Here is a 12,387-nt window from a genome sequence, read left to right as displayed (position 1 = left end):
ATCGGAATGCCAGTACCTTTACTATTGTCGGTGATTATTTTGTCTTCTTTAATGATAGGGATAACGCAGTATTTTCATCATACAGATACGACAGAGGAAGTGAAGGATAAAGTACGACTTGTATTTCCGATTTTTATCATATCTATTTCTTTTTGCATTTTATTAAATAAAGATGGGTACATTGTTGCAGTATTTTCATTTTTTGTAGCGATTGTTTTCATTACAGTTTTATATTATGTAATGAAAGACTTTATCCAAAAATAAAGATGTCGTATGAGACATTTTTATTTTTGGAAAAAATAAAATTTCACATACCGTATTATATGTGAAAATAAAAAAACATATCGCAATAGAAAAGTATGTACTTTACCGTGTATTTACTTGTCAATCTTGCATAGCCAATATACTATTAATAGTGTAGAGATTAGAAAAAGGGGTTGTATCTATCATGAAATTTGAGATGCACACAAAAATTATTTCAAATGAAAAAGAAGTAAGATTACATATAGAAGAAAACATATTTCAATTAAAATTGGATGGTTATCACTTATTTACAGTTCAAGAAATATTACCTTTATATAAATCAAATGAAGAAAGAATCGGTAGTGCAATGATACAAAAGTTAGAATGGGAGAACGGAAAAACTACAATAAACTATCAACTTGTATCACTAAATTCAGTAAATTAAAAGGAGCAGGAAACCATGAAGTTATTTCATACAGCCGATTGGCATTTAGGAAAGCTTGTTCATGGCGTGTATATGACTGAAGATCAAAAGATTGTACTAGATCAGTTTGTACAAGCTGTTGAAGAAGAAAAACCAGATGCCGTAATTATTGCAGGGGATTTATATGACCGAGCAATTCCACCTACAGAAGCAGTAGACTTATTAAATGATGTGCTGCAAAAAATAGTGATTGATTTACAAACACCAGTTATTGCAGTTGCTGGGAACCATGATAGTCCAGATCGTATTCATTTTGGAAGTAGTTTAATGAAGAAACAAGGATTATTTATTGTGGGGCAATTTCAATTTCCATATGAGCCGATTATATTAAATGATGAATATGGGGAGGTTCACTTCCATCTCATTCCTTATGCGGATCCAAGTATAGTTAGACATGTATTGAAAAACGAAGACGTACGTTCTCATGATGATGCGATGCGTATTTTTATGAATGAGCTATCTGAAACGATGGATAAAGAAGCTAGACATGTGTTTGTTGGTCATGCATTTGTAACTTCTGCTGGAGAAGCGGAAGAGAATACAAGTGATGCTGAACGACCGCTTTCAATTGGTGGTGCTGAATACGTAAATAGTCATTATTTTGATAAGTTTCATTACACAGCGCTTGGACATTTACATCAAGCGCATTTCGTACGTAATGAGACAATTCGATATTCCGGTTCGCCACTTGCCTATTCTATTTCTGAAGAAAAACATAAAAAAGGATATTATATTGTGGAACTGAACGAGCAAGGTGAAGCAACAATTGAAAAAAGGTTACTTAATCCACGCCGTAAAATGCGAACAGTAGAAGCGAAAATAGATGAATTGTTACAACATCCAGTAAGTGAAGATTACGTGTTTGTAAAATTATTAGATGAAAATCCTGTCTTGCAGCCAATGGAAAAAATACGCTCTGTTTATCCAAATGCAATGCATGTTGAAAGAGCCATTCAAAGACGAGAGTTCACGGAGTCAAATGAAGTAACTGTTTCAAGACATAAAATGGATGATTTATCATTATTAAAGGCTTTTTATAAAGAAATGAAAGGCTTAGATTTATCAGAAGAGAAAGAACGTCTATTTGTAGAAGTATTACAAACAGTGCAAGAACGGGAAGGTGAACGAGGATGAGACCGATTCAGCTTATTATGACGGCATTTGGCCCATATAAACAGAAAGAAGTAATTGATTTTGACGATTTGGGAGAGCATCGTATTTTCGCCATTTCTGGAAACACGGGCGCTGGAAAGACAACGATTTTTGATGCGATTTGTTATGTTTTATATGGTGAGGCAAGCGGAGAAGAACGAAGTGATACGAGCATGCTCCGCAGTCAATTTGCTGATGATAATGTGTATACAAGCGTAGAATTAACCTTTCAGTTAAAAGGGAAACGTTATGAAATAAAACGACAACTGGGACATAAAAAACAAGGGAACAAGACGATTACGGGACATGCAGTAGAATTATATGAAGTAATTGATGAAGAGAAGATTCCGGCTGTTGATCGTTTCCATGTGACGGATGTAAATAAAAAAGTAGAAGATTTAATTGGTTTAAGTAAACATCAATTCAGCCAAATTGTTATGTTACCGCAAGGGGAATTCCGAAAACTATTAACATCTGAGACAGAAAACAAAGAAGAAATTTTGCGTCGTATTTTTAAAACAGATCGTTATAAGTTAATGCGTGAGTTACTTGACCAAAAACGAAAACAATGGAAAGACGTCTTACAAGAAAAACAGAAAGAGCGAGAGCTATATTTCCGTAATGTTTTTAAATTACCAATTCGAGATGGAGCATTATTAGAGGCTTTAGTGGAACAAGAGCATGTAAATACACATCAAGTAGTAGAAGCATTAGAACAAGAAACAGCTGTGTATAAGGCAGAGGTTGAGCAATTACAAGTAGAACAAGATGTTCAAACGAAGCAATTAAAGGATGCTGAAACACATTTTCATGCAGCGAAGTCTGTAAATGAGAAATTTATAGATTTACAACAAAAGAATGAGAAATATAATACTTTACAAGAAAACCGTTCAGTAATTGAAATGAAAGAAATATCTTTTAAGCGTGCGGAACAAGCGAAGCGCTTATTACCATTTGAACAATGGCACGAAGAAGCGATGGAAAATGAGCAGAAAGCTGAAAGTTTGTTAAAACAAATTATCGCTAAAAAAGAAAATATAATGAATAATTTTGAACTTGCTCAGGAGAAATATGAAGCAATAAAGAATAAAGAACCTGAGAGAGAAAATGCAAAAAAACTTGTTCAAAGATTAGAAGAGTTACAACCGATTATTGCATCATTAGCTGAGAAACAGTTGAATTTACAAAATGCAGAAATTCAACTAGGAAAATTAAAAGAAAGTATGCAAAACTTAGATCGACAATTAGAAGAGCATACAAATCAAAAACAGCTAATGTCTGGTGAATTACAGCAATTAGAGCGAGTGCTTGAACGATATGTAGATAAAGTAGAAGAACTAACGAATATGCGAGAAGATGCAAAAGTTTTAAAGCAAGCATATGATGTATGGCAAGAAAAACAAAAATTCGAGCAAGAAAAAGAAACTGCATTTACTAAGATGCAAGAGACAGTTCGTGCATATGAGAATATGGAACGTCGCTGGTTAAGTGAACAAGCTGGTATATTGGCTCTTCATCTACATGATGGTGAATCTTGTCCAGTATGTGGCAGCACGAACCATCCGAAAAAAGCTTCAGAGCAAAGTGATGCCATTAATGAAAAAGAGTTAAATGATTTAAGAGACAAGAAGAACATTGCTGAAAAATTACATGTGCAAGTAGAGGAGAAATGGAATTTCTATCATCTTCAATATGAACAAGTAATAGAAGAGGTTAAGAAGCGAGGTTATCGCTCAGAAGAATTAGCTGAAACATATAGTGCGCTTGTTCAAAAAGGAAAACAATTAGCAACTGAAGTGAATACGTTAAAAGCAAGTGAAGAAACGCGTAAGCAAACAGCTGTGAAAATAAAAAGCATAGAAGAAAAAGTAGATGCACTTCAGAAACAAAAACATGAGGTAGAAACAGAACAGCACCGTATAGAAATGGATTGTATGCAGCTTCGTACGTCATATGAACATGATAAGAAAAACATTCCTGAAAACTTACAAACAGTCCAAGCTTGGAAAGTCCAGTTTGACCAAACTATGCATGAGCTCAAATTAATGGAGGACGAATGGAAGAAAGTGCAGGAGGCGTATCAACATTGGCAAAATGAAAATATACGTATTCAAGCAGAACAGGAAGGTGCTTCTAATCAATTTGAAAGTGCAAAATCGAAGAAAGAAGAGACTTTCACGCGCTTTATGAAAGAGCTTGAACAGAGTGGATTTACAGATCAAATTACGTATAAAGAAGCGAAATTAAGTGATGCCGAGATGGATATGTTACAAAAAGAAATTCAAAGCTATTATTCATCTCTTGAAGTACTTGCAAAACAAATTGAAGAGTTACATGCTGAATTAAAAGATAAAGAGTATATGGATATTACGGCGTTAGGTGAACACATTAAAGAACTAGAAATTAACCTTGATATCATTAAAGAAAAACGTCAACGTTCGCAAAATGCGGTAACATATATTTCAGATTTACATGAAAATATTAGACGTATTGATGAACAAATTCATGAGGAAGAAAAAGCTTTCCAAGAACTTGTTGACTTATATGAAGTAATGAAAGGTGATAACGAAAGCCGTATATCATTTGAACGTTACATCTTAATTGAGTATTTAGAACAAATTGTTCAAATTGCAAACGAACGATTACGTAAATTATCAAATGGACAATTTTATTTAAAACGAAGTGAACGAGTTGAAAAGAGAAATCGTCAAAGTGGATTAGGTCTAGATGTATACGACGCATACACAGGCCAAACACGCGATGTAAAAACTCTATCTGGCGGCGAGAAATTTAATGCATCGCTTTGCTTAGCGCTCGGAATGGCAGACGTCATTCAAGCATATGAAGGTGGTATATCCATCGAAACGATGTTTATCGATGAAGGATTTGGTTCATTAGATGAGGAGTCATTAACAAAAGCGGTAGACGCATTAATTGACTTACAAAAATCAGGTCGATTTATTGGTGTAATCTCACACGTTCAAGAGCTGAAAAACGCAATGCCAGCTGTATTAGAAGTAACGAAGCAGAAGGATGGGTGTAGTCAGACACGGTTTGTGGTGAAGTAAGTTCAATTGTAATTCATATTATTTGCGATTCTTTAGTATAGAACTTTTGATAAAATAAAAAGGCTGTCTCATAAGTCTCTTTCGAAGTAAAATCACATGAAATCGAAAAGGCAGAAATGTTATAAAATCAACATTTCTGTCTTTCACTTTTTATACGATTTTGGCTAAAAAGCATCTTTTGGACAGCCTCTTTATTTGTTATTCAAAATTAGATAATTCACCTATGAGTTATCTGTAGAAGGCGGCGTATTTTCCAAACGATTATAAGCTTTAAAAGCCGAAATTGCCGAGATAACACCACCTACTAAAAATAAAGCCGATCCACCGACCAAAATGATACGACTGACATATGTTTCGCGCGCTTCTTCAACTTCTTCTTGTAACATTGTAGGCATTTGAATTCCCCCTAAATAACATTTATTTTGTAGATAGTATATACAAACGCCTAAAATATGTTAAAATCACTGGATAGTGTTATGAGGGAGTATATAGTTAGATGTGAATTATTTGAAAAATCTTCATTATAAATTTATGCTAACTTCACATAGAGCACATATTAACATTGTATTATGTATATGTACCAAATAAATAAAGTGAATTGTATTTCGTTCTGTTTTTAAAAATTTAAAATTCTATTATTTTTATATAAAGGTTTCACATCGGAGTTTTAAATATTTTGGAAATAGATCTAAATAAAAGGAATTCATATAAAAGGGGAATGTCTTATGACAACATATACGAGTGAAATGAGAAAAAGTTTAGTTTCAGAAGAAGATGTAGATATTTTAAAAATTATGGCGCATCCAATCCGACTGCAAATTGTAAATGAATTAAGTACAAGAAAAACTTGTAATGTAACACAATTAACAGAATTACTAAATATTCCACAATCTACTGTTTCACAACATTTATCAAAAATGAAGGGTAAAGTGTTACGAGCAGAGAGAAGAGGTTTAGAAATTTATTATCATATTAACAATTTAAAAGCGAGTAAGATTGTAAGTGTTTTAGGATATATAAACTAATGAAGTATTTTCATATAAAATAGCCGCTGCTGATGAGCAGGGGCTATTTTGTGTTGTTTTATCCCGCGTTAACGGACAGTAAAACTCCCATCTCAAAATTCAGTTGGAGCAAAGAAGTTAGATGGGAGTCGGGCTGTCCGTAAACGTCCGATTGGTTCAACTAATAATCAGTGGGGGATGAACAAAACCCCCACTGATTAAAGTTTCACTTTATGTATTCGTATTTAATATTTTATAGTTTTTATGATTTACAATTGTTCGTTCAAATTCAAAAGTACCACCGCTTACATTTGTAATTTCAACTAAGACCGATTCAGTATAAAGTTTTAGTACAGATCCTGTAATCTTTAAATTGTTTCGTTGAAAAAGTATAGTATCCCCTACGTTTGCTTTCATAGTACCTCCTCATTAAAGACAGAAATATTTTTTATTATATATATTAAACCACGTATAAGTATATTAGTGAATATTTAGTTTTATTTATCAAAAAAATATTTGTTGTCTATGTGTGCAGAATGAAAAGAAGTTTTAACAAAACGTATTAAAAATGCTTTCATTATGATGGAATTTGTAGAGCCGATTGTTACATTTGAAGAAACAATGATAAACGTATAAAGAAAGTCAGGATTATGAATTGACCTAATAAAACCGTCTCTTTAATGAACATTAAAGAGACGGTTTTATTAGGTCATTTTTTAGAAAGGGTTCAAAAACAAATGTGAATCAAACTTATACAAACCAATTTAAATAACTGTTACGTATTTAATAAGTAGTTTTTTGTATTTCATCCTTCGTTTTCTGTAACTGATTCCATGTTTTTGACGCTCTGTCTTGTAAGTGCTTACATAACTGAAAACATCTTATACAATGAAGGTGTTAAATCAAAAGAGGTGACCAAAATGAATATAAAAAAACAAGACTTAGCGAAAAGCATTGAAATAGAAAGAGGAGGCGGAAAGGTATGAAAAAATCAGCTGTTAATCCATGGCTTGTTGTCCTTGGTACAGTCATAGTTCAAATGGGACTTGGAACGATATATACATGGAGTTTATTCAATCAGCCTTTAGTTAGTAAATACGGTTGGAGTCTTAACGCGGTTGCGATAACTTTCTCAATTACTAGTCTTTCCTTAGCATTTTCAACTTTATTTGCAAGTAAATTACAAGAAAAATGGGGACTTCGTAAACTTATTATGATAGCTGGACTAGCATTAGGACTAGGATTAGTACTTAGTTCACAAGCTTCTTCGTTAATATTGCTTTATGTACTAGCAGGAGTTGTTGTAGGTTACGCAGATGGTACAGCTTATATTACTTCACTATCTAATTTAATTAAGTGGTTCCCTGAACGTAAAGGTTTAATCTCTGGTATATCTGTAGCTGCATATGGTACAGGTAGCTTAATTTTCAAATATATAAATGCAAAGTTAATTGATTCAGTTGGTGTATCGCAAGCGTTTATATATTGGGGTTTAATTGTTACAGCTATGATTGTCCTTGGAGCTTGTTTAATCCATCAAGCTGCTGATCAAGGTGCAGTTCAGGAAACAAACACTCATGAATATACAATGAAAGAAATGTTAGGCACAAAACAAGTATACTTATTATTCATCATGTTATTTACATCATGTATGAGTGGCTTATACTTAATTGGTATGGTAAAAGACATTGGTGTTCAACTTGTAGGGCTTAGCGCAGCGACAGCAGCTAATGCGGTGGCTATGGTTGCAATATTTAACACATTAGGTCGTATTATTCTAGGACCGTTATCAGATAAAATCGGCCGCTTAAAAATCGTTACGGGTACTTTTGTGGTTATGGCGAGTTCGGTATTAGTTCTAAGTTTCGTAGATTTGAATTACGGTATCTACTTCGTATGTGTAGCAAGTGTAGCGTTTTGCTTTGGTGGAAATATCACGATTTTCCCAGCTATTGTTGGTGATTTCTACGGTATGAAAAATCATAGTAAGAACTACGGAATTGTGTATCAAGGATTTGGATTTGGAGCGCTTGCAGGTTCCTTTATCGGTGCACTTCTAGGTGGATTCAAACCAACCTTTATGGTGATCGGTGTATTATGTGTCGTGTCATTCATTATCGCAATTTTAATTCAAGCACCTAAACAGAAAAAAGAACAAGAAGAAGAGTATCGCAGTGTAGCATAAGTATATAAATCTTCTATAACACTATAGTTACGAAAAAGCATCCTGTTAAATAGGGTGCTTTTTTTGAGTTATTTTAACAAGGTTAAATTATTTTTTATTTTTTTTGATATAAAAGTGAGTGAAATGTCCATTTGGATTATATTGGAATATAATAAATTGATACATCATATTCGAAATATGTATTAAATCTTAAATAATAAAGAAAATATGCATTGATGTTTGCAAGATATATTTTCAGAAAAATATTGAGAAAATAAATGCTCGATTTTTTGTTAAGGCTTTGTAACTGAAGGGATCTCCAGTTTATCATCTTCAATTTTTACAAAGAGGAGTAAGAATTAAAGTATTAATGTAAGTATTTATTAATACTTTTAGATGTAATTGTATTGAAAAGCACTAAAGTTTTTATCTGAAAAATAAAAATAGGTTGACAAGTTTATTGAGAAAGATTATCATTTCGGTGTAAGAACGTTAAATGAAAAACATTATCAATGAATAATATTTTAATGAAAAGTACACTTGACCAATTAGTTTAGTAAGTGTATTATTTTTTATAATGATAATGATAATCATTATCATTGTTTGTTTAATTAGATTGATTTTTAAATGAAAGGATAGAGGAAATGAACTTAGGGGAATTTGATGGGAAAACTGTTTTAGTAACAGGTGCAGCTCAAGGTATAGGTAGTGTTGTTGCCAAAATGTTTTTAGAAAGAGGAGCTACAGTTATTGCGGTTGATCAAAATGAAGAGGGATTAAACGAACTCTTAAATGAAATACATTTGAAAACGTTTTGCTTAGATGTGAGTGATAGTACCGCAGTTGAACAGATGGTAAATGATATTGAAAATGAAATAGCGCCAATAGATATATTAGTAAATGTTGCAGGGGTTTTACGTATGGGAGCGATTCACTCGTTAAGTGATGAAGATTGGAATAAAACGTTTTCTGTAAATTCTACAGGAGTTTTCTATATGTCCCGAGCAGTAAGTAAACATATGATGCAAAGAAAGTCAGGGGCAATTGTTACAGTTGGTTCAAATGCAGCAAATACGCCGAGAATGGAGATGGCTGCATATGCTGCATCAAAGGCTGCTACGACGATGTTTATGAAATGTTTAGGATTAGAACTTGCAGCGTACAACATTCGCTGTAACGTAGTTTCTCCAGGTTCTACTGAAACTGAAATGCAAAGGCTACTATGGGCTGATGAGAATGGAGAAAAAAATATAATTGCTGGTTCTCAAAGTACATATAGACTCGGTATACCGTTACAAAAAATTGCACAGCCTTCAGAAATTGCTGAAGCAGTATTGTTTTTAGCTTCAGATAAAGCTAGTCATATTACAATGCATAATTTATGTGTTGATGGCGGAGCTACATTAGGCGTTTAATAAAAAATTCAGGGGGTTACTATACAATGAAGGAATTTACGGCTGTAAAGGAACTGTCAGAAAAATTACTAGAAGATTATAAGACTGAATCTTCATTCTTTTTCGCTTCACCAACTCGAACGATATTAGCAGAAGGAGAGTTTACTACAGTAAAGCATCATGAAATTGAAAGTTTCCCAGAGCTTGTACAAGCAGTATTATGTAATGCAAAACAAGCCGGAAATCCGAATCCTATCGTTGTCGGTGCTTTGCCATTTGATCGTAGAAAAGAAGTCCAACTTATCGTACCAGAATATAGTAGGACTTCTGAGCGATTACAATTGGATACAACAAATCAGCTTGAAATAAATGAGAACTTAACATTCGAAATGACGCCTGTACCAGCGCCGGAAGTGTATATGAATGGTGTGAAGCAAGGAATTGCAAAAATAAAGGGCGGGGATTTAAAAAAAATCGTTCTATCCAGATCGTTAGATGTTAATTCTTCCGAAAAGATTGATAAGCAAAAACTTCTTCGAGAATTAGCAGCGCATAATAAGCACGGATATACATTTGCTGTGAATTTATCGAAAGATGAAAATGAGAATAGTAAGACGTTAATTGGAGCGAGCCCTGAATTACTCGTCTCACGTAATGGTATGCAAGTTATTTCTAATCCGTTAGCTGGTTCAAGGCCACGTAGTGAGGATTCAGTTGAAGATAAGAGAAGAGCAGAGGAATTACTTTCTTCTCCAAAAGATTTACATGAACATGCGGTAGTAGTAGAAGCAGTTGCTGCAGCGCTTCGTCCGTACTGTCATACATTACATGTTCCAGAAAAGCCATCCGTTATTCATAGTGAAGCGATGTGGCATTTATCTACTGAAGTGAAAGGTGAATTAAAGGATCCGAATACTACTTCTTTGGAATTAGCAATTGCTCTTCATCCGACGCCAGCAGTTTGCGGCACACCGATGGAAGAATCGAGAGAGGCGATTCAAAAAATTGAGCCATTTGACCGTGAATTCTTTACAGGAATGCTAGGGTGGAGTGATTTAAATGGAGACGGTGAATGGATTGTTACAATTCGTTGTGCTGAAGTACAAGAAAATACAATCCGTTTATATGCAGGAGCGGGCGTTGTTGCTGAGTCAAAACCAGAAGATGAATTAGCAGAAACATCAGCTAAGTTCCAAACAATGTTGAAAGCTTTAGGATTAAATGATAGTTCACTTAATGAAAAGTAGGGGGCAGAAAGAATGCTAACAGGTTATACAAAATGGCCAAAAGAATTTGCTGATCGTTATCGAGAGGAAGGGTGTTGGCTTGGGGAAACATTTGGCGTGATGTTAAGAGAGCGAGCTGAAAAATATGGCGATCAAATTGCAGTTGTAAGTGGTAATACGCATATTACGTATAGTGAGCTTGATAAAAAAGTAGATCGATTAGCTTCAGGGCTACTGAATTTAGGAATAAAGCAAGAGGATCGAGTTGTAATCCAGCTACCTAACGTTATTGAGTTTTTCGAAGTATGTTTTGCGTTATTTCGAATTGGGGCACTTCCTGTTTTTGCATTACCTTCACATCGAAGCAGTGAAATTAGTTATTTTTGTGAGTTTGGTGAGGCGAGTGCTTACGTTATTTCAGATAAAACTCTCGGTTTTGATTATCGAAAACTAGCAAGAGAAGTGAAAGAGAAAGTGCCAACTTTACAACATGTAATTGTAGTGGGAGAAGAAGAAGAATTTGTGAACATAAGTGATTTATATATAGATCCCGTTCCATTACCAGAAGTTCAGCCAAGTGATGTTGCGTTTCTCCAATTATCAGGGGGGACAACAGGACTTTCTAAATTAATTCCTCGAACGCATGATGATTATATTTATAGTTTACGTGTTAGCGCTGAAATTTGTAATTTAAGTGCAAAGAGTGTCTATATGGCCGTTCTTCCAGTAGCACATAATTACCCGATGAGCTCTCCTGGAACATTTGGAACTTTCTATGCGGGTGGAAAAGTAGTGCTGGCAACTGGAGGTAGTCCAGATGAGGCGTTTGCACTTATTGAAAAAGAAAAAGTTACGATTACTGCTCTCGTACCGCCATTAGCAATGATATGGCTTGATGCTGCATCTTCACGTAATAACGATTTATCGAGTCTAGAGGTGATTCAAGTAGGTGGCGCGAAATTTAGTGCTGAAGTTGCAAAACGTATACGCCCTACATTTGGATGTACATTACAGCAAGTATTCGGTATGGCGGAAGGATTAGTGAACTATACAAGATTAGATGATCCTGAAGAAATTATTATTCATACACAAGGTAGACCAATGTCTGCACTCGATGAAGTACGAGTTGTTGATGAAAATGACAACGATGTAAAACCTGGCGAAGTAGGTAGTTTATTAACAAGAGGGCCATATACAATTCGTGGTTATTATAAAGCAGAAGAGCATAATGCACAATCGTTTACAAAGGATGGATTTTATCGCACAGGAGATCTTGTGAAAGTAAATGAACAAGGTTACATCATTGTAGAAGGAAGAGATAAAGATCAAATTAATCGTGGTGGTGAGAAAGTTGCCGCGGAAGAAGTTGAAAATCATCTATTAGCACATGATGCAGTACATGATGTAGCGATTGTATCTATGCCTGACGATTATTTAGGAGAACGTACTTGTGCATTTGTTATAGCTCGCGGACAAGCTCCGGCAGTAAGTGAATTAAAAATGTTTTTAAGAGAACGCGGTATAGCAGCTTATAAGATTCCAGATCGAATTGAATTTATTGAATCATTCCCGCAAACAGGCGTTGGAAAGATAAGCAAAAAAGAATTACGTAAAGTCATTGCTGAAAAACTTATTACAGTAAAACAATAATA

11 protein-coding genes are annotated in these 12,387 nt (G+C 34.3%); 9 read left to right on the top strand and 2 right to left on the bottom strand.

Features of this window, described 5'->3' with window-relative positions; translation table 11 throughout:
* Positions 1–6: 6 nt before the first annotated feature.
* From ACTFRN_RS25520 to ACTFRN_RS25505, 4 genes are all read left to right on the top strand, one after another.
* Entirely contained in the window at positions 7–264 is a 258-nt protein-coding gene (locus ACTFRN_RS25520; RefSeq protein ID WP_001145040.1) for a hypothetical protein, read from the top strand.
* Positions 265–448: 184 nt separating this feature from the next.
* On the top strand, positions 449–688 hold the full coding sequence (locus ACTFRN_RS25515) for a DUF2584 domain-containing protein (protein ID WP_000667348.1): 240 nt from the start codon (positions 449–451) through the stop codon (positions 686–688).
* Between the two features lie 15 nt (positions 689–703).
* Positions 704–1,861 (top strand): exonuclease SbcCD subunit D, encoded by a 1,158-nt coding sequence (locus ACTFRN_RS25510; protein ID WP_000765139.1) that lies wholly within the window; start codon positions 704–706, stop codon positions 1,859–1,861.
* Positions 1,858–4,947, top strand: a complete 3,090-nt coding sequence (locus tag ACTFRN_RS25505; protein ID WP_014893765.1) for an AAA family ATPase — start codon at positions 1,858–1,860, stop codon at positions 4,945–4,947. Before ACTFRN_RS25510 ends, ACTFRN_RS25505 begins: the two co-directional genes overlap by 4 nt.
* A gap of 221 nt (positions 4,948–5,168) precedes the next feature.
* Here ACTFRN_RS25505 and ACTFRN_RS25500 read toward each other — a convergent pair whose 3' ends face one another.
* Positions 5,169–5,342 (bottom strand): hypothetical protein, encoded by a 174-nt coding sequence (locus tag ACTFRN_RS25500; protein ID WP_001142746.1) that lies wholly within the window; start codon positions 5,340–5,342, stop codon positions 5,169–5,171.
* A 330-nt stretch (positions 5,343–5,672) separates the two neighbouring features.
* On the opposite strand from ACTFRN_RS25500, the gene ACTFRN_RS25495 reads away from it, so the two are divergent.
* Positions 5,673–5,972: an ArsR/SmtB family transcription factor gene (locus tag ACTFRN_RS25495; protein ID WP_000214798.1), complete on the top strand. Its 300-nt coding sequence runs from the start codon at positions 5,673–5,675 to the stop codon at positions 5,970–5,972.
* A gap of 210 nt (positions 5,973–6,182) precedes the next feature.
* On the opposite strand, the gene ACTFRN_RS25490 is transcribed toward ACTFRN_RS25495, so the two are convergent.
* A complete protein-coding gene (locus ACTFRN_RS25490) occupies positions 6,183–6,368 on the bottom strand; it encodes a YkvS family protein (protein WP_000646794.1) in 186 nt (61 codons plus the stop codon).
* A gap of 565 nt (positions 6,369–6,933) precedes the next feature.
* Between ACTFRN_RS25490 and ACTFRN_RS25485 the strand changes: the two genes are divergently transcribed.
* The 4 genes from ACTFRN_RS25485 to ACTFRN_RS25470 all read left to right on the top strand — a co-directional run bounded on the left by ACTFRN_RS25485 (position 6,934) and on the right by ACTFRN_RS25470 (position 12,385).
* Positions 6,934–8,136, top strand: coding sequence for an L-lactate MFS transporter (locus ACTFRN_RS25485; RefSeq protein WP_049111588.1), 1,203 nt, complete (start codon positions 6,934–6,936; stop codon positions 8,134–8,136).
* A gap of 623 nt (positions 8,137–8,759) precedes the next feature.
* On the top strand, positions 8,760–9,530 hold the full coding sequence (gene dhbA / locus ACTFRN_RS25480; RefSeq protein ID WP_001048422.1) for a 2,3-dihydro-2,3-dihydroxybenzoate dehydrogenase: 771 nt from the start codon (positions 8,760–8,762) through the stop codon (positions 9,528–9,530).
* A gap of 26 nt (positions 9,531–9,556) precedes the next feature.
* Positions 9,557–10,756, top strand: a complete 1,200-nt coding sequence (gene dhbC / locus ACTFRN_RS25475) for an isochorismate synthase DhbC (protein WP_000657800.1) — start codon at positions 9,557–9,559, stop codon at positions 10,754–10,756.
* A 12-nt stretch (positions 10,757–10,768) separates the two neighbouring features.
* A complete protein-coding gene (locus tag ACTFRN_RS25470; RefSeq protein ID WP_000955359.1) occupies positions 10,769–12,385 on the top strand; it encodes a (2,3-dihydroxybenzoyl)adenylate synthase in 1,617 nt (538 codons plus the stop codon).
* Positions 12,386–12,387: the final 2 nt, after the last annotated feature.

Source organism: Bacillus cereus group sp. MYBK245-2, from assembly GCF_051916145.1.
GTDB classification, from domain to species: domain Bacteria; phylum Bacillota; class Bacilli; order Bacillales; family Bacillaceae_G; genus Bacillus_A; species Bacillus_A pacificus.
The sequence above is the reverse complement of the archived record's forward strand: the minus strand, read 5'-3'. Positions and strand labels throughout refer to the sequence as shown.